This window comes from Streptomyces sp. RLA131 (genome assembly GCF_056270125.1).
On sequence record NZ_JBWDOQ010000002.1, the window covers coordinates 108,616 to 126,287 of the forward strand.

The 17,672-nt window shown below is 70.0% G+C and carries 10 protein-coding genes and 2 pseudogenes; 6 read left to right on the forward strand and 6 right to left on the reverse strand.

Annotated features, from left to right (window positions below):
- Positions 1 to 63: 63 nt before the first annotated feature.
- Positions 64 to 177: pseudogene (locus RWE79_RS01275) on the reverse strand (IS481 family transposase); the annotation flags it as partial.
- Here RWE79_RS01275 and RWE79_RS01280 point away from each other — a divergent pair.
- From RWE79_RS01280 to RWE79_RS01305, 6 genes and pseudogenes are all read left to right on the forward strand, one after another.
- Positions 178 to 915: pseudogene (locus tag RWE79_RS01280) on the forward strand (site-specific integrase); the annotation flags it as partial.
- Complete coding sequence (locus RWE79_RS01285) at positions 912 to 1,259, forward strand: helix-turn-helix domain-containing protein (RefSeq protein ID WP_475938132.1); 348 nt, start codon at positions 912 to 914, stop codon at positions 1,257 to 1,259. The pseudogene RWE79_RS01280 and the gene RWE79_RS01285, both read left to right, overlap by 4 nt.
- Positions 1,260 to 1,460: 201 nt before the next feature.
- Positions 1,461 to 2,294 carry a hypothetical protein gene (locus tag RWE79_RS01290; RefSeq protein WP_475938133.1) on the forward strand — a complete coding sequence of 278 codons (834 nt, stop codon included), beginning with the start codon at positions 1,461 to 1,463 and terminating at the stop codon, positions 2,292 to 2,294.
- Positions 2,291 to 3,616 (forward strand): hypothetical protein, encoded by a 1,326-nt coding sequence (locus RWE79_RS01295; RefSeq protein WP_475938134.1) that lies wholly within the window; start codon positions 2,291 to 2,293, stop codon positions 3,614 to 3,616. The genes RWE79_RS01290 and RWE79_RS01295 overlap by 4 nt, the downstream gene beginning before the upstream one ends.
- Before the next feature lie 644 nt (positions 3,617 to 4,260).
- Positions 4,261 to 5,205 (forward strand): beta-ketoacyl-ACP synthase 3, encoded by a 945-nt coding sequence (locus RWE79_RS01300; protein WP_475945543.1) that lies wholly within the window; start codon positions 4,261 to 4,263, stop codon positions 5,203 to 5,205.
- A 19-nt stretch (positions 5,206 to 5,224) separates the two neighbouring features.
- On the forward strand, positions 5,225 to 5,458 hold the full coding sequence (locus tag RWE79_RS01305) for an acyl carrier protein (protein ID WP_475938135.1): 234 nt from the start codon (positions 5,225 to 5,227) through the stop codon (positions 5,456 to 5,458).
- A gap of 184 nt (positions 5,459 to 5,642) precedes the next feature.
- On the opposite strand, the gene RWE79_RS01310 is transcribed toward RWE79_RS01305, so the two are convergent.
- From RWE79_RS01310 to RWE79_RS01330, 5 genes are all read right to left on the reverse strand, one after another.
- A complete protein-coding gene (locus RWE79_RS01310) occupies positions 5,643 to 6,470 on the reverse strand; it encodes a methyltransferase (protein WP_475938136.1) in 828 nt (275 codons plus the stop codon).
- A gap of 300 nt (positions 6,471 to 6,770) precedes the next feature.
- Complete coding sequence (locus tag RWE79_RS01315; RefSeq protein WP_475938137.1) at positions 6,771 to 13,955, reverse strand: amino acid adenylation domain-containing protein; 7,185 nt, start codon at positions 13,953 to 13,955, stop codon at positions 6,771 to 6,773.
- A gap of 2 nt (positions 13,956 to 13,957) precedes the next feature.
- On the reverse strand, positions 13,958 to 15,220 hold the full coding sequence (locus RWE79_RS01320) for a cytochrome P450 family protein (protein ID WP_475938138.1): 1,263 nt from the start codon (positions 15,218 to 15,220) through the stop codon (positions 13,958 to 13,960).
- 31 nt (positions 15,221 to 15,251) lie between these two features.
- Positions 15,252 to 16,079 (reverse strand): methyltransferase domain-containing protein, encoded by an 828-nt coding sequence (locus tag RWE79_RS01325; protein WP_475938139.1) that lies wholly within the window; start codon positions 16,077 to 16,079, stop codon positions 15,252 to 15,254.
- 385 nt (positions 16,080 to 16,464) lie between these two features.
- The gene (locus tag RWE79_RS01330; RefSeq protein ID WP_475938140.1) at positions 16,465 to 17,016 is read right to left on the reverse strand and encodes an EF-hand domain-containing protein; all 552 of its coding nucleotides are present in this window, start codon (positions 17,014 to 17,016) and stop codon (positions 16,465 to 16,467) included.
- Between the last annotated feature and the right edge of the window lie 656 nt (positions 17,017 to 17,672).

Consider the following 17,672-nt stretch of genomic DNA (forward strand, 5'->3'; position numbering starts at 1 on the left):
CGCACGCACCAGACGCCGCGGAGCCCGCCCTGCGGGCGGACGGCGCTACTTTCGCAACACGCCCTAGTTGTACTGCCCAGGGAGGTTGGTCAACCTGGTGACGGGGGGGTTGCCGCCGGTTGTGGCGTGCGGGCGGTGGTGATTGTAGTGATGGAGCCAGGCCGGCAGGGCATTGTGATCGACGCGTTCAACCGGCCGCGTCACCGCGGGGACTTCGGGCTGCGCATCCCGCCGTCCCAGACGGCGATGAAGGACTTCCTTGGCCGGTGGCGCGAGGACTTGCCGAACGCGCGGAAGTACGCGGTCGCCTGCCGCGACTACGTGATGACGAAGGTCGCCTACCTCTCCGGTGTCCGGGCGGCCGAGCTGTGCGGGGTGTGCCTGGGCGACATCCACTGGGAGCACGGCCAGTGGGGCCGGTTCGTCGTCCTGGGGAAGGGCGCCCGGGGCTCCGGTCCCCGCCCGAGGGAGGCGTACCTCTTCCAGGAGGGCCGGGCCCCGCTGTGGCGGTACATCGAGGAGATCCGGGGCGAGTTCGGAGACGACGCGGAGCACCCGCGGGCGCCGCTGTGGCCCTCGGAGCGCAAGTCGAAGGCGATCGCCGACCTGAACGTGCCGATCGCCCCGGCGATCGTGCCTTCGACGTTCCGAAAGGCGTTGCATACCGCGGCCGCGCACTACCTGACGGGCCCGGTCACCGACCTGTTTCCGCACCTGCTGCGGCATGCCTGCACGACCCACAACTATGAGCGTGGGATGACACTTTGGGAGGTCCAGAAGGTCCTCGGACACGACTGGGCAACTACGACTCTTCGGTACATGGCGACCGCGCACGCTGACCCGGAGCTCGCGAATCTGGCGGCCAGCTCCCGGGCGGCTCAACGACTGGTGATGGACAAGGGGAACCTTCGGTGAAGTGGAATCTGCGGATGGTGGCCGCCCAGCGGGACCTGTGGCGGCCGACCGAGGTGCTCGCCGCCTTCCAGCAGGTCGGGTTCAACCCGTCGCTGAGCAAGGTGGCCGCGCCGTGGAGCGGCACGCCGGTCACGGTGCGCCTCGATGACCTGGACAAGATGTGCGCGGCGCTGAACTGCACGGTCGCCGACCTCCTCCAGGCGGAGCCGCTCGCGGCGGGCCAGGCCGCGCCGGAGTCCGGCCAGCGCGCGGTCGGCGCCGAGGAAGGGCCGGGGTCGGGCTCAGTACGGCCCGTGCCGCGCGGCCGTCGTGGTGCTGGTCCGCGCTCGCTCCCGCCGAGCTGAGGGGCTTGGCCGGTGGCGGTGGATCGAGGGAAAGGGCTGGCGCGGAGCTGCCCGGTGTGCCTGGGGTGGATGGTCGTGTACTGGAACCGGGTGTGCGACGGGTGCCGGCCCTGGGCGAGGAAGTACCCCGAGCGCGGGGTGTGCCCGCGGTGTCGGCATGAGGCACACCTCAATACGGACGGGCTGTGCAAGCCCTGCCTCATGGCGATCCGGGCCGAGGACGATGCCGAGTGGGCGCTGGGGCTGGAGGAGGCGCGGCCGCGGCCGGTCCAGCTCATGGTCGGGGGCACGTACGGCGACCGGTCGATGTCTGCCCGGCCGCTGCGCCGGCCCACCAAGAACGGGCTGAGCGTGGGGGTCGAGTGGTGGACGAAGCTCCGGAAGCAGCGGGCCGTTCCCGTCGGCCCGCCGGCGCTGGAGGCGCAGGTACGCGGCCAGGTCCCGCTCTTCACGGTGCCCAGGGTGCTGGGTGACGCCACGGTCAGTGCGATCATCGGCCGGCCTGTCGCTGGATGGGAGCAGGCCCGGCAGGTGATCGAGGCGATGGAGGCCGAACACGGGATGACGGCGGGCTGGCGCCGCAAGGTCGCCGAGAGGGTCCGCCTCGCCCTGGCCGTGCGCGAGGCCGAGGGGGCCGAGCGGCTTCCCGAGACCATGCTGCGGGACCTTCCGACCAACGGGGACGCGGTCCGCCTGGTCCTGCTGCGAGCCGGCTTGCTGGACGAGGCGCCCGAGCCCATGCGGTTTTCCAGGTCGGACCAGCCCTCCCGCACTCCGTATATCTCCGCTCCGGCGCCGCTACCGCCTCGCGCACCGCGCCAGTGCGCCGACTGCTACGCCTGGATTCCCGCCGGTCGGCGGGCAGGATTCGTCTGTGATCCGTGCCGGCACTGGCGGGAGCGGACGGGGCGGGGCCGGTGCTGCCGCTGTGGTCGCGACGGGCTGGCTCTGCGTGACGAGCGCTGCCGCAGCTGCCACCGCTACCGCCTGCTCGACGAAGCCCGCCCCGCCTCCCGCGGTTCACGCAACTGGTGATCTCGCTGCCGACAGGCAAGGGCGGGCCGTTCGAGGCGTTTTCGGTCGGCGACAGCGAGGTACCGGACTACGACGAGCGGCGGCCCGCTGTGCATACGAGCCGCGGGCAGGAGCCGCTGTTCACCATCCGGCGCGACTGGGCCCCCGTGCTGGCCCGGCTGCGGAGCATGCCTACGGGCGAGCCGCCGCTGACCGAGACCGCCCGCCGCCTGGTCGAGGACTTCACCCGTGATCGACCGGCGCAGCGGCCGGACTACCGGAAGAACACCCGCACGCTCACGATCCTGTTGTTCTGGCTCGGCGCCGAGACGGCCGTCTTCGAGCGCGACGTGTACGACCTGGCCCGGATCGACGTGAACCTCGCGGCCAAGCCCGTCTGCCAGTTCCTCCGCGCCTGCGGCCTGCTGGTGGGAGACCCCGACCTGCATCGGGACGCGGATCTGGCATGGATCGAGTCGGCCCTCACCGCGCTGCCAGAGTCAGTCGCGAGCGAAGTGAGGACCTGGGTGAAGGTCATGCGCGAACAGGGCCCCCGCGAGGGCGAGCCGCGCGGGTACGACGGCATCCGCCGCTACCTCACCAACCTCCAGCCCACCCTCACCGCCTGGACCACGGCCGCCGGCGTGACCTCGCTGAGGGAGATCACCAAAGACCAAGTGGAGGCCGTCGTGGACGGGTTGTCCGGTTACGCCCGCCGAGGGCCGGCCACGGCCCTGCGCAGCCTGTTCCGCGCGCTGAAGCGTGAACGCGTGATCTTCCGCAACCCCGCCCGGGACCTCCCGGTCGGCGATATCAAGGGCATCCCGAAATCCATTCCCTCCGACATCCTGATGGGGCTGCTCGATCAGGCGACGACACCGCTCGGCCGCCTGGTCGTGGCCTTCGCCGCCATCCACGCGCTGCCCGGCAAGGAGATCCGGACCCTGCGCACCACGGGACTCGACCTCTCCCGCGGCACCCTCGAAGTACGGCGCGGGCTCCTGCGGCACACCCTCTACCTGGAGGAGCTCACCCACCAACTCGCGGTCGACTGGACGGCCTACCGCCACCAGCGCTGGCCCGCCTCGGCCAATCCTCACCTGCTGGTCAGCCAGAAGACCGCGGTGGACCCCGACCACCCGGCGGTCAGCATCGGCCTTCTGAGCGGAGCCCTACCCCGCGGGCTGACTCTGAGCGGTCTGCGACAGGACCGCATTCTCAACGAAGCTGCCGAAAGCGCCGACCCGCTCAGACTGATGCGCCTGTTCGGCATCACAGAGCAGACCGCCATGCGCTACGTCGCCGCCGCCCACCCCGAGCGCCACGCCAAGCTGCCCCGGTAGCGCTACTGACTTCGGCTCGTCGGGGTGAACCTTCTCGAAGGCCGACTTCACGCTCCTCCGCGACAGCCGCGACAGCCGCGACAGCCGCGAACTCCGCGAACTCCGCGGAGGTGACCTTCTGGTCTCCGTCCCTGTCCATCATCTCGACCCGCCAGAGGAGGTCGTCGCTCTGGCAGGCGCTGATGTGCTGGTCATCGGAGAGGCGGGACAGGCAGTGGACGGCGGCGGGCAGGCGTGAGCTCGGGGGGAGGTTTCGGGGCCGACATCGCTCTGCTGCCTGGCGAACTCGGCTCGTCGTTCGGTCGGATCATGCGCAGTCGCCCGGGGCTGTGAGTCGCTCGGTCTGCTGGGCAGTCCGGCGTGATAGGACCGTGCCGCAGGCGACATGGCGCATGCCTGTGACTTCGTGAACTTCCTGCCTCTTGGGTGTCTGCCGGGCATTCTGCTGCATGTGTGTCAGCGTTCTGGACGGGGGCTCTCTTGGAGGCGGACCCCGACGATGCCAGATCTAAGAAAGTGCTGACGTTGCCCGAACAGTTTCCTGGTCCGTGTCCGTGTCCGAGGCCAAGGGTGGAGAGGTGAGAGATCAAGGAGTCCCGGCGTCCGTTCTCGTGGCTGTCGGATCGTGTTTGCCGACGCGCCAGGTGGCCAATGGAGAACTGGCCGAGCGCTTGGGCCGGTCGCCCGAATGGATGTTCCGGCGCTCCGGCATCCGATTCCGACACATCGTGGAGCCGGGTACCACCAGTGGGGATCTGGCTGTCGCGGCCGGTCGCGAGGCACTGGCCCGGTCACCTGTCGGCGATGTCACAGCTGTGGTCGTCGCCACCACGTCACCGGACAGGCCGTGCCCCGGCACTGCTCCGAGCGTCGCCTCACGGCTGGGGATGGCCGGTGTGGCCGCACTAGACGTACAGGCCGTGTGCGCCGGCTTCGTCTACGGCTTGGGTGTCGCTCAGGGCCTGATCGCTGCGGGCACGGCTGACAGCGTTCTGGTGATCGGTAGTGATGCGCTGTCGCTGAGCGTCGACCCTGAAGACCCCACGAGCATGCTCTTCGGCGACGGCGCCGGCGCTGTTGTTCTGCGCTCGGGCCACTGCGAGGAACCCGGCGCCCTGGGGCCCTGCGTGCTGGGCAGCGATGGCGGCGGCCGCGAACTGATCACTATGCGCGGCGGCGGATCCGAGGAACGCTCGCAGGCAAACGGTGCCCCGGCGGACCCCTATCTGCGTCTTGAGGGACGGGAGGTATTCCGGCGGGCCTTGGAGCACATGGAATCCGCCTCCCGCGCGGCTTTGGATGCCGCGAGGTGGAAGCCGCAGGACGTGGACCGGATCATCCCTCATCAGGCGAACGCGCGGATCAACGCCATGCTCCCGGAACGGCTGAGTATCGCGGCGGCCTGTGCACTGTCCAATATCGAGCATGTCGGCAACACCTCGGCCGCATCGATCCCGATCCTTCTTGATCACGCCAGCCGCTCAGGCGAGCTTGAGCCCGGACACCGCGTCCTTCTCACAGCCTTCGGCGGCGGCCTGACCTGGGGCGCCACCACCCTCGTGTGGCCGCGCCTCGACCGCCCGCACTGACCCACTCCGGAGAGACGGTATGTACGACATTCTGGTCAGCATCCTGACCGACAGATTCCAGGTTCAGCCCGAACTGCTCTCCCCCGACGCCACGCCAGCGGCTCTCGGTCTGGACTCACTGTTCGTGGTGGAACTGTCCCTCGTGCTGGAAAGAGACCCCGGCGTCGAGATCGGAATCGACGAACTTGCGGAAGCGATGACGCTGGCCGACATCGCGCGGGTGATGCAGGACAGGCAAGACGCGTCGGTCTGAAGGTCCGCGATTTGCGAAGTCGCCGAGGCGATCCGGTCACCACCCGGGGTCCTCGAAGGTACTGAGCCGCACGACCAGTTCGAAGGGGGCCGGGCGGGGTGGTGGTCGTCCGGACGGGGTCGCCGAGGAAGCCAACGGCCGCTCCGTTCCGATGTCGTCGGACTGCGCGGAAGAACGTCAGCGGTCAGTGGCGTTCGAGGGGCCGCCGGAACATCAGGGCGTGCACCGTGAAGCGCGATCCGTCGAATTCCGCCCGGCCCGCTGCTCGCTGTTCCTTCAGTAGGCTCAGCATGGTGTCCTTGTGCTCGGCGTACGCCAGGAGCGGAATGTCCATCTCGAAGATTTCGAGCGTGTCGCTCGTATAGCCACGCCCGGTGAGGGCCGTGACGGTCCGGGGAATGTCGGCGAGCGAGGAGTGTGCCATGAGCAGGGTGCCGCCCGGTGCGAGGAGCGTGTCCATGCGCTCGACGACGGAGTCGTACACCGCGCGGCCTCCGCTCCGGGCGACGAGGGCGGTTTCCAGCCCGTCGTCCCTGCTGTAACTCGGGTCGTAGGGCAGGTGCGGCGGATTCGTGATCACCAGGTCGAACCGCTCGTCCGGTGTGTAGTCCCCCAGCGGCGAGGTGACACAGGTCAACCGTGTGGCGTCGAGACCGTTGGCCACCACGTTGGCCACGGTCTGGGCGGCGGAAGCGGGGTTGATGTCCAGAGCGGTCACCCGCTCGGCGCCGGCTGCGAGCAGGGCGACGCTGTAGAGACCGGAACCGGACCCGATGTCCAGTGCCTTGACGCCGTTCAGGTCGGGAGTGTTGTCACCGTTGAGGGCGGCGATCAGGCTCAGCCCGCAGTCTGTCGGGAACAAGACCTCGGCGGGGTCTTCCACCGTAAGCTGCAGGCGCCTGCCGCGGAACTCGAAGAGTCCGCACGCGGGTCGTGCCTCCCACAGCGAGCCGTTCTCACCGGCGGGCAGGACACGGCGTCGCGTCAGCGTGTGGATCAGAGTGTCGGTCATCGCAGCGTGGACCTTCCGATGGGTGGGAGACGGCCATTGGGTTCGAGGGGCGAAACCATGCGGAAATCCGCACGGTCCAGGACGTATGCGGCTCCGGCAACTGTGCGATCGGGGGCAGCGGCTCGTCGGGGTTACCGGAAGACGCCAGTGGCGCGCGACAGGCTCTACGGCTCCTCGGAGAGGGCGACCGGCACGGCGCGGACAGAGCCGTCACGGAGTCGCCGTTTCGCGCGGCTCCGGGATCACCTGATCGGCGAACTCGTAACGGCCGGCGTCGGACGCCGTCCCAACCGCATCGGGTCATCTCTTCCGGCCGGTTCGGACGAAGTCGGTCCTGATCAGATCGGCGACGGTGCCGGCCACGTGTGCCACGTACGGTTCCTCCATGAGCGTCAGGTGGTCGCCGGGGACGCGGACGACGTGAACCCGGCCACGGGTCATGGCGCTCCAGCCGTTGCACGGATCCTGGTGGCGTGTTCGGGCCGCCTGGTGCATGGCGGACAGGACGGCGGGCAGCGGCTCAGTGGCGCGGATCAGCGTGAGGTCCTGGTCCTCGCGTGGGGGCCGGTAGGCCAGCGTTGCCTGCCAGTTCGCCCGATAGACGCCGAACAGGCGGCGGATCACGGCGCCGGAGCTGCCGGCCGGCAGGACGCCGCGCTCGCTCGCGACGCGGGCCATGAAGGCGAACTTCTCCTCCGGCGAGGCGAGTCCGTCCTGGAGGTCCCGTCCCGGTGCCTCGCCGCCGTCCCGGGGCCAGAGCAGCTCATGGAAGAACCACTCCAGTAGGCCGTCGTCGTACGCCTCACGCGGCCCCTGGTCCAGCGCGGTGGTGTCCAGCACCAGCAGGGCGGCCTGCTCGCCCGCTGCCCGCAGCCGACGGGCGATCTCGAAGGCGACGAAGCCGCCGAAGGACCATCCCCCGATCGCATAAGGACCGTGTGGCTGAGCCTTCCGCAACACGGCGAGGTAGCTGTCCGCCAGGTCCTCCACGGTGCACAGCGGTGTGGTGCCGGGCTCGGCTCCAGCGGCCTGGAGCGCGTACAGCGGCTGGTCGTCCGGGAGGTGCCGGGCGAAAGCGACGTAGCACAGCACGTTGCCGCCCATGGGGTGGACCATGAACAGCGGCGGGCGGGTGCCCTGCGGGCGGATCGGCACCAAGGGGTCGAACGTGGCTCTCGCACCGCCGTCGCGCAGCCGTGCCGCGATTCCGGCGGGGGTGGGTGCCGCGATGAACTTCGCCAGGGGGATGTGCACCCGGTAACGCTGTTCGATCCGGACCACCAGCCGCATCGCCGTCAGGGAGGTGCCGCCGAGGTCGAAGAGGCTGTCGTGCACCCCCACCGCGTCCAGGGACAACACGTCCGCCACCATCTCGGACACGGTCCGCTCGTACGCGTCGCGCGGACCGGTGCCGGAGGCACGACCGGGGAGGGTCATCGGCGCGCGGCGCAGCGCGGCGTCGTCGCGTTTGCCGCTGGGGGTCAGGGGCCACTGGGAGACCCATTGCAGGTGCGAGGGGACCATGTAATCGGGCAGGGCGGCACGCAACCGCTCACGGACGCCGGCCAGGTCCTCGTCCGTGCCCTCTCCGAGGAGGAACGCGGCGAGGAACGCCTCGCCGTCCGTACGCCGACGCGCCACGACCGCGGCGTCACGCAGGCCCGGGTACCGCTCGGCCAGGCCGGTGACGGCCAGTTCCACCTCCGCCGGCTCTACGCGAAAGCCCCGTACCTTGACCTGTGCGTCGTCGCGTCCGAGGAAGACCACATCTCCGCCGGGAAGCACCATGCCGACGTCGCCCGTGTAGTAGAGCCTGCGATCCGCGTCCGTGAAGGGATGCGGGAGGAAACGCTCCTTGGTCAGGTCCGGGCGGCCCTCGTAGCCGTCGGCCAGGCAACCGCCGCCCAGATAGATGTCGCCCCGCGCCCCAGTCGGCACCGGACGCATCCGCTTGTCCAGGACGTGCACTTCGGCGCCGTCGATGGCGCGGCCGATCGGCGGGAGCGCGGGGAAGGCCGCCGGGTCACCGGTCATGGTGAACGCCGTCACCACATGAGTCTCGGTCGGACCGTACTGGTTCTCCAGCACGGCTCCCGGGAGGTCGGCGCACAACGCACGGATCTCCGGCGTGACGCGCAGCTGCTCACCACAGGTGATCATCACCCGCAAGGTCCGCGGGGTGATGCCCAGCGTGCCGGCGGCTTCGGCCAGTTGCTGCAGGGCCACCGGGGGGAGAAAGACCTGCTCGACACGGTCTCGGTCGAGCAGGCGCAGCAGTGCGCGCATGTCGCGCCGCTCCGCGTCGCCGGCCAGGCACAGGGTGCCGCCGGAGCACAGCGTGGAGAAGATCTCCTGGAAGGAGATGTCGAAGCTCAGCGGGGCGTACTGCAGAGTCGCACCGCCCGCGGCCGCGCTGGGCGCCCCCGCCTGCCAGGCCACCAGGGCGGCCAGGGTGCGGTGCGGCATGGCGACGCCTTTGGGGGTCCCGGTGGAGCCCGAGGTGAACAGGACGTAGGCGGTGCTCTCCGCGTCGGTCCCGCCCCGCGCCGGGCACACCGGCGCGGGCGCGGCCACCGACTCGGCGGGCAGCAGCAGCGCCGGATCGCCTGCGAGGTGGGCGTGCGCAGACTCGGCCACGACGCGGAAGGGGCGGGCCTGCTCGACCATCGTGGCCAGCCGCGGGGCGGGGTAGCTGACGTCCATCGGGGCGATCGCGCAGCCGGCCCGCATGACACCCAGGAGCACCGCCATGGTCAGTGGGGACCGGTTCATGGCGATCCCGATCCGGGCGTTCGGCGGGGCGCCGAGCGCGCACAGCCGCCCGGCCACGTTCTCGACGGCCTCGGCCAGTCGTGCGTAGCTCCACCGCTCCTCGCCCATCACCACGGCAGTCGTGTCCGGGGTGCGCGCGGCCTGTTCGGCGAAGCGCGCGACGACCGTGGGGTGCTCCGTGGGGGAGGCGAGGACGGGACGGGAGGCGAGGAAGGCGAAGTCCGCTGTGGCGTGCGGCCTTTCCACCATGCGGCGCAGGATGCTCAGGTAGCGGGCCGCGAAGAGGTTGCCCAGCTCGGCCGGGAACGTCGCACCGTCGCAGTCGAGGCGCAGCCACATGCCGCTACCGTCCGGCTCGGTGACCGCGTTCACCAGGAGACGGAAGTCGTTCTCCTCCCAGCTGCGGAACTCCTCGAGCCGCAGACCGGGCAGCCCCAGGACATCGGACAGCTGATGGAAGTGCACGTAGTTGAAGGCCGTGTCCAGGACGGGCCCACCGTGGTCCTCCTGGATGGCGCTCAGCGGGTAGCGGCGGTGGGGATGGCCGTCCTGCTCCTGGCGGAAACCTTCGCGCGCCACCTCCAGCCAGCTGTCCCGTGCGGTGTCCAGGCGCACGGGCACGGTGTTGAGGAAGAGACCGACGATGCGCTCGGCTCCGGCCACTTCGGGCCGGCCGTGGGTGATCAGGCCGGTGGTCACGTCACGGGTGCCGGCGAGCATGGCCAGCGTCAGGGCGTGCGCTGCGAAGAGTACGGACTTCACGGGCAGCGTGTGTTCGGCTGCGAAGTGCCGGACGCGCTCGACGAGGGGGCTGGGCAGGTCGACCCGCCGGGAGGCCGGCTGGTTGCCGGTACCGGGCAGGTGGGGCGAGAACGCCTCGACGGGCAGCGGCTCGCAACCGGCGAGCTTTTCCCGCCAGTAGCGCCGGTCCTCCCGCGACCGCAGGGCGCTCTGCTCCAGCCGTACGTAGGCCGCTGATGAGGGAGGCGCCGCGCCCTGGACGGGGCCGGTGTCCAGGCCGAGGCCGTGGGCGTAGTCCTGGAGCAGCTCCTGGAGCAGGGTGGCGACGCTGCCGCCGTCGAGGAGCGCGTGGTGGAAGCTGAGGACCAGGTCGACGGTGGCGGGCCGCACATGGGCGCGGAACAGGTACAGCGGCGGCCGGTCGAACACGTAGGGATAGTGGCGGCGTGCCTCGATGTGCGCGCGTACCTCGGCCTCGGCCGCCTCGCTGTCGAGCGGACGCAGGTCGGCGATCTCCAGGCCGCCGTGCACCTGGGGGTGGACGACCTGCAGCGGTTCGGCGCCGGCCAGTTCGAACGCCGAGCGCAGCGCCGGATGCCGTACCGTCAGCCGGTCGTAGGCACGACGGAACTCCTCCTCGTTCCAGGGCATCTCCAGGGTGTACCGGAAGACGTCCTGGTACTTGGCCGAGGTTTCGTGCCTGCGACTGTGGTACAGCATGCCGAGCTGGAGACGGGTCAGCGGGTAGGCGTCGGTGGCGTCCCGCAGGCGGGCCCGGTCCACGTCGGCCACCAGGGCGAACGGGCGCGGGACGGCCCCGGTCTCCGGTGCTTCGCACTTCTCGGCGCACGCGGCGAGGCCGGCCACCGTCGGGTTGCGGAGGAGGTCGGTGAGCGAGAAGCGCAGGCCCCGGGTTTCCGCTTCGGCCCGCACCCTGAGCATCGTGATCGAGTCGCCGCCGAGGGCGAAGTAGTCGTCGTGCACCCCTACGGCGTCATGGCCCAGGACGCGGGCCCAGACCTCGGCAAGGACGGCCTCGGCAGGGTTGCGCGGCTGCCCGTCCGCAGTGGCCTTCGGGGCGTCGTGCGGGGGTGGCAGCGCGTCGCGGTCGGCCTTGCCGTTGGGGGTCAGCGGAATACGGTCGATCCAGGTGAAGGAGGCCGGGACCATGAACGCCGGCAGCGTCTGCCCGAGCCGTTCGCGCAGCAGTGCCGTGTCGATCGGGGCTTCGGCGACGTAGTAGCCGACCAGGACGGTTCCCCGGTCGGGGGTGGTACGGCCCACCACGATGGCGTCCCGTACACCGGTGACCGCGCGCAGGGCCGCAGCCACCTCGTCGGGCTCCACGCGGTTGCCCCGGATCTTGACTTGGCCGTCGATCCGTCCGAGGTACTCCAGGGTGCCGTCCGCGAGCCACCGGGCCAGGTCCCCGCTGCGGTAGAGGCGGCCGCCCGGCACGAACGGGTCGGCGCCGAATCTTTCGGCGGTCAGCTCGGGGCGGTCGAGATACCCGCGGGCGACGCCGGCTCCGCCGATGCACAGCTCCCCGGCGACACCGACGGGTTGGGGCAGGTCGTCGGCGCCCAGTACGTACAGCCTGGTGTTGTCGATCGGCCGGCCGATGGGCACTCGTGCGATGTCGTGCGCGGTGTCGCCCGGACAGTCGTAGAACGAGACGTCGACCGTGGCCTCGGTCGGGCCGTACAGGTTCACGAGCCGTACCGGCTGCTCGGTGTCGCTCCCACGACGGCACCGGTCGGCCAAGCGGTTGAACTGCTCGACCCGCGAACCGGGCAGGGCCTCGCCGCTGCAGAAGACGTACCGCAGGGTTCCGATGCCCTCGCGTGCCGTCGCCGACTCCTCCAGCAGGTCGAGGAAGGGGCCGAGCATCGAGGGGACGAAGTGCACGGCGGTGACCCCGTGCTCGCGGATGGCCCGCAGGACCTCACGCGGGTCCCGCTGGCCGCCGGGCGGCAACAGGGCCACGGCGGCGCCCTCGACGGCCCACCAGAACAGCTCCCAGACGGAGACGTCGAAGGAGACCGGCGTTTTTTGCAGGAGGACGTCCCGTTCCCCGAGAGGGTAACGGCGCTGCATCCACGCGAGGCGGTTGACCACGCTGTGGTGCTCGACCATGACGCCCTTGGGCTGTCCGGTCGAGCCGGAGGTGTAGATGACGTACGCGACGTCACGGGAGGTGGCGAGCGGATCGAGCGGGGCGCTGCTGCTGGTCAGCAGGGCGCCGATACGCCGCGCCGTCGCGTCTGCGGGAAGGCCGGCCGGAGCGTCGTCATCGACGATCACCACCTTGGCGCGGCTGTCACGCAGCAGGAAGCCCACCCGCTCGGCCGGGTAGCCCGGGTCCACCGGTACGTAGGCGCCGCCGGACTTCAGGATGCCGAGCAGCGCGATCAGCAACTGCGGCCCCCGCTCCATCATCACCGCGACCCGGTCGTCCGGCCCGATGCCGTCCGATCGCAGGGCCCGCGCGACACGGTTGGCCCGCTCGTCGAGTTCGGCGTAGGTCAGCGTCTTCCCGGACGCCGCGATGACGGCGGTCCGGTCCGGTCGGAGTGCGGCCCGTGCCTCGAACAGTCCGTGCAGGGTGGCCTGATCCGCATAGGGCACCCGCGGGCCATGGGCACGCCCGGCGGTGAGGTCCCGGTATTCGACCGGGGACAGCATGGGAACGTCGGACACGGGCTGGTCCAACAGGTCCAGACCGTGCTCCAGGAGCGTCGTGAGGTGGCCGACCACGGAGGCGATGGGAAGGTCCTCGTCGAAGACATCGCGGGCGTAGTCCAGGTCGACACGGATATCGGTCGTGTCGTCGAAGGAGGACACCAGGACGCCCAGTGCGTCCTGGTCGTGTGAGGGGGCCATCAGGGTGCTCTGCCGCACGACTCCCGGGATTTCCGGCCGGGACCAGTTCATGGAGGAGAGCGTCACGTCGAAGAGCTGCCGTGTGCCCTTGGCCGCTGCGGGTGCTTCCCGCAGGATGTCGCCGAGCGCGAGCCGCTCATGACGCCGGAGCGCGCCGGTCGTGCCCTGGATTCCGGTGAGCAGGTCCCGGACGGTCCGCCCGGCGGGTGCCGCGACCCGCAGCGGCAGGGTGTTGGCGAACTGGCCGAGTACGGCTCTGTGCCGCTCCGTCGGGCGGTTGAGGTAGGGGACGCCGAGGACGACCTCCTCGCTCCTGTGCAGGCGCGTCAGGTACGTGCCGAGCATCGCCGCGATGTAGGTGAACGGCCAGTAGCCCGCGGCACGGACCCGGCCGATGAGGGCACCGTCGATCACGAAGGAGTGGCGGCCGCGTTCACGCGGGTCGCTGTCCGTCGTACGGGGGAAGAGCGCGGGTGCCACGCCGCGCAGGTAGTCCCGGTAGAAGGTGCGGTCGCGGTCGCCGTCCGCACCGGTGTGGTGGGCGGCGTCCTCCTCGACGAACGCCAGGTAGGAGGGCGTCTCAGGGGTGTCGGGCCGTGGACCGTCGTGCGGCGCGCGTACGTAGTCCTGGAGGATCTCGTGGCTCAACCGGTCGAGGGTCCAGCCGTCGGCGACGATGTGATGCGCCTTGATGTGCAGGTGCGTGATGTCCGGACTTTCCCGGAGGAGCGTGGCCTCGACCAGGGGGCCGCCGGTGAGGGGCAGGGCGTCGGCCAGCGATCTGCGCATCCACTGGGCGCAGGCGGTGTCCGGCCCGGGTTCGTGCGAGAGGTCGACCACGGTGACCGGAACGCGCTTCTGCGCCACACGTTGGAGGGGAACACCGGCATTGTCGGCGAACCGCAGCCGGAACGTCTCGTGGCGGTCCAGCGCCCGTTCCACGCAGGCGACGAGCCTGTCGTGGTCGACACCGCCGTACAGACGTTCGTGGAGGACACAGTTGAACTGGGGTGATTCCGGGGCTCGGGAGCCGACGGACCACACGTCTCGCTGAAACGTCGTCAACGGATGCGGCGCTTGGTGGTTCATGCTCACCTGGTGGGGTTTCCTTCGAGCCGGACGGGGATCTCCCGGTGCCCGTTGAAGATGAGGGAGGGCAGCGGGGTCAGACGATCGGGTCCGGCGGCGAGTTCGAGTGCGGGGAACCGGGAGAAGAGCGCGGGAAGCGCGATGCGGCCTTCGAGACGGGCAAGTTCGGCGCCCAGGCAGTAGTTGGGGCCGTGGCTGAAGGCCAGGTGCTCGCGGGCGGTGGCACGGGTGATGTCGAAGAGGTCGGCGTCCGCGCCGTGCACCCCGGGATCGCGGCCGGCCGCGGCGTAGTTGATGACGATGGCGTCGCCCCGCGCGAAGGTAAGCCCGGTCGCCTCGTCGTACAGGTCCTCGGTGGGGAAGCGCATCATGAAGTTGGCCACGGGAGCCTGGTGGCGCAGGGTCTCCTCCACGACCTGGTCCCAGCCGACCCGGCCCGAGATGGCCAGGTCCAGCTGGTCCGGATGCGTCAGCAGGTTGACCACGGCGTGGTCCAGCAGGCTCGCCGTGGTCCCGTAGCCGGCGCCGAGCACCATCCAGACGTTGTCGGCCAGCTCGCGCTCGTCGAGCAGGCCCTCGCGGTGAGCCTTGACCAGGGCGCTGGCGATGTCGTCGCCGGGATGCTCGGTCTTGAGCGCGAGCAGTTCCCTCAGGAGCAGCGTGGCCTCGGCCGAGTTCGCGGCTGCCTGCTCCGCGGTCAGATCGGTGGTGAACACGCTGTCGTTGATGGCCTGGAAGCGGTCGTGCATGACCTCTGGTACGCCGACCAGCGCCGTGACCGTCAGCCACGGCAGTCGCGAGGCGAAGTACGTCCGCAGGTCCGCGACCCCGTTGGGGGCGGCGGCGGCCGCCCCCGCGAGGTCGTCCAGGAGCGCGGCGGTGGTCTCCTCGATCTGCGGTGCGAGGGCGCGTACGCGGCGGGCGGAGAACGCAGGGACCAGCGGACGGCGCATCCGGCCGTGGTCGGCCCCGTAGGCGGTCTGGACGGTGCGGATGTCCATCCAGACCCTCAGCGGCCAGTCGGCGGGGAGATCGCCGTTAAGGAAGGCGGGCCAGTGGCGGTGGGCGTCCTTGGAGATCCGGGGGTGGACCAGCAGTCGGCGGACGAGGCCCGGGTCGGTCACCGACCACGCCGGCACGCCGCCGGGCAGCTCGACCCGGCCGGCGGGCCCCAGGGCCCGCAGTGCCGCGGCTTCGCCGTGGACGTCGGCGGCGCCGGCGTCCAGGCGGTAGGGACAGCGGTTCCGGAGGGGTGGGGAGGACATGGCTCAGGACCTCGACGGCGCTAGAGGGGACTCAGGGGCGAACGGCGGTGAGGAGTCCGTAGCGGAGCTGCGGGGTCACGCCGAAGATCCATCCGCCCAGGTCGGCCGCTTTCTCCATCTCGCGTGCCTTCTCGCCGTCGGGTTCGCTGCGCGCGGCCTCACGCCAGGCGTCGACCATGCTGTCGTAGGAACGGCGGACGTTCTCGGTGGTGTCGGTGTAGTCCACCACCTTCAGTCCGGCCTCCCGGAGCAGCGCCTCGTACCTGTCGGTGGTCAGTGAGATCTTGAAGAACGCGTACGCGTCGGCCATGCGGGCGGCGTCCGGGCCGTCGAGTTCGCCCTCGAGATGGTGCTCGGCGATGACCAGCCGTCCCCCCGGACGCAGGACCCGCGCGATGTGGCCGAGGGCCGCCTCCTTGTCCTTCATGTGCATCAAGGACTCGATGGCGTACGCACCGTCGAAGGACTCGTCCGGGAAGGGGAGTTCCATGGCGTCGGCCAGCCGGAACGTAGCCCGTCCGGGAAGCTCCGACGACTGCGAGCGGTTGTTGGCCACATCCACCTGGTAGTCGCTGACGCTGACGCCGGTGATCCGTACGGAGTGGTGCGCGATGATGCGCATCGCGGTGCTGCCGTGCCCACAGCCCACGTCGAGCAGGTGGTGGCCCTCGGCCGGGGCGACGCGTTCGGCGACGAGGTCCGTCAGCCGGTCGGTCGCCGCCCGCATGGGGCTGCCATCCGCGTCGTCGTCCCAGTATCCGACATGGATGTTGCCGCCGAGCGCCTGGTCGTACACATCCGTGTGACGGTTGTAGAAGGACCCCACTTCGCTGGACGTGTGGGGGTGTTGAGTCAGCATGAGGCGACCTTTCACGGTTCTTCGACCGCTTGCGTGGTTGCGGACGGGACGAACAGCCCGCACCACTGGTCCTGCGGCGAGAAGGGGGGACGACAAGCGCGTCATATCTACAAGCAAGATCTACAAGCAAGGCGATACAGACGGAACGGATGAGCCGCGACTTCACCTCTTTGGAGGCACGGGTGTCACCCGGTCGCGGGAACGAACATGCCGCAACCGGCGGCCGGTGAGCGTTCGGCAGGCCTTCGCGGATGAAGCGTCGCGACCGCGTCCGTCACCAAAACACTGCAACCGCACTCGGGGTGCCGCTGCCGGTCGGCGCAGTAACCTGCGCCCGGAGCGTGTGCCAGAGGTGCGGTTGCAGTGCCGGCTCGCGTGGAGCCGCTCAGATGCGCCCGAAGAACAGGCTGCCCGGCGCGTCCGGGTCGTTCGAGAGGAAGTGCTCGCGCACCGAGCGGATGAATTCCTGGCGCGAGATCACGCCGTCCCCATCGGTGTCCAGCTTGGCGAACGCGTCCATCGCTTCGGGCGCGTCGCTTTTCCACACGTCCTTCAGGAAGCGGGCGAACTCGTCCTTGCTGATCTCGTTGTCGCCGTCGACGTCGATGACGTCGAAGATCGCGTGTCCGCCGCCCTCGGTCACGTTGAGTCGACTGGTGTCGATGACCGCGAGGCGGTTGGCCGTGACGAACTGGTCCTTCGTGAGCCGGTCCGCGTCCACGCCCGCGTGACGCAGCAGCTCCAGCCAGTAGATCTGGCAGAAGGTCTGGAGCGCCCTGGCCCGTCGGTCGTTCTTGTCGAGCCGGTAAGCCTGGATGTAACGGTCGGCGAGCTTCTGATAGTCCGTCCAGTCCACGTAGCCGTCGTGGTTGGCATCCATCGTCTCGAATGTACGTTCGAGTTTGACTGTGATGACGTCCTGCGCTGTGGTCGTCACGCGTCCTCCTTGGGGACGAAGGGGGCAAAACTATAAAAACAATGTGCGGCTCGATTACGCAGGGCAACTTGGCGCGGCGTGCGGGTCCCGCTTTTCACCCCTTCGGACTCGCACCCGCGCCTGGTGATCCGCTGGCGGGAGTCGAGCGGTCACTCCGGGCGAAGTGCGACGGAGCGGTCACGTAACGGTGGCGACGGAGAAGCCGGAAGGAAGCCGCCGCCCGTGGCCGGTAGCGCGGGCAGTCGGCACGGTTACCGGCAGGGCCACCGGTCGCCCGGTGCGGTTCCGCCGATCCGGTGAAGCGCCTGCGGCTGAAGGAGTGAAGGCCCTTCTCCTCCACTTCCTCGGGACTCGTTTCACTTGCGACACTCAGTGACGCCAGCTGTCACCCCTTTCTGCGGTGAGGGGAACTCGCCGTCCCAAGCACACCCGTCACCGTAGGGAGCGGCTCAAGGGCCGCCGGGGAAAGGTTCGGACGACCTTGACGCAGCACCTGCGGACTTCCGTAGAGAGACTGAGTACGGAGCTGGGCATCCAGTCGGCGGACAGCGCTCATCCGGCATCTCTCGCACGAGAAGCCGGACCTCGCGCCGATCCACGCCGCGGAGCCGCTCAGCAGTGTCCTCACTCTGATGCACAGCGGCTGGACAGCCACC

Bases quoted from the DNA above. Each gene is read 5' to 3' on its own strand.
- RWE79_RS01290 (WP_475938133.1), top strand. From the start codon at position 1,461: ATGGCGATCCGGGCCGAGGACGATGCCGAGTGGGCGCTGGGGCTGGAG.
- RWE79_RS01320 (WP_475938138.1), bottom strand. From the start codon at position 15,220: ATGTCCTCCCCACCCCTCCGGAACCGCTGTCCCTACCGCCTGGACGCC.
- RWE79_RS01315 (WP_475938137.1), bottom strand. From the start codon at position 13,955: ATGAACCACCAAGCGCCGCATCCGTTGACGACGTTTCAGCGAGACGTG.
- RWE79_RS01325 (WP_475938139.1), bottom strand. From the start codon at position 16,079: ATGCTGACTCAACACCCCCACACGTCCAGCGAAGTGGGGTCCTTCTAC.
- RWE79_RS01305 (WP_475938135.1), top strand. From the start codon at position 5,225: ATGTACGACATTCTGGTCAGCATCCTGACCGACAGATTCCAGGTTCAG.
- RWE79_RS01310 (WP_475938136.1), bottom strand. From the start codon at position 6,470: ATGACCGACACTCTGATCCACACGCTGACGCGACGCCGTGTCCTGCCC.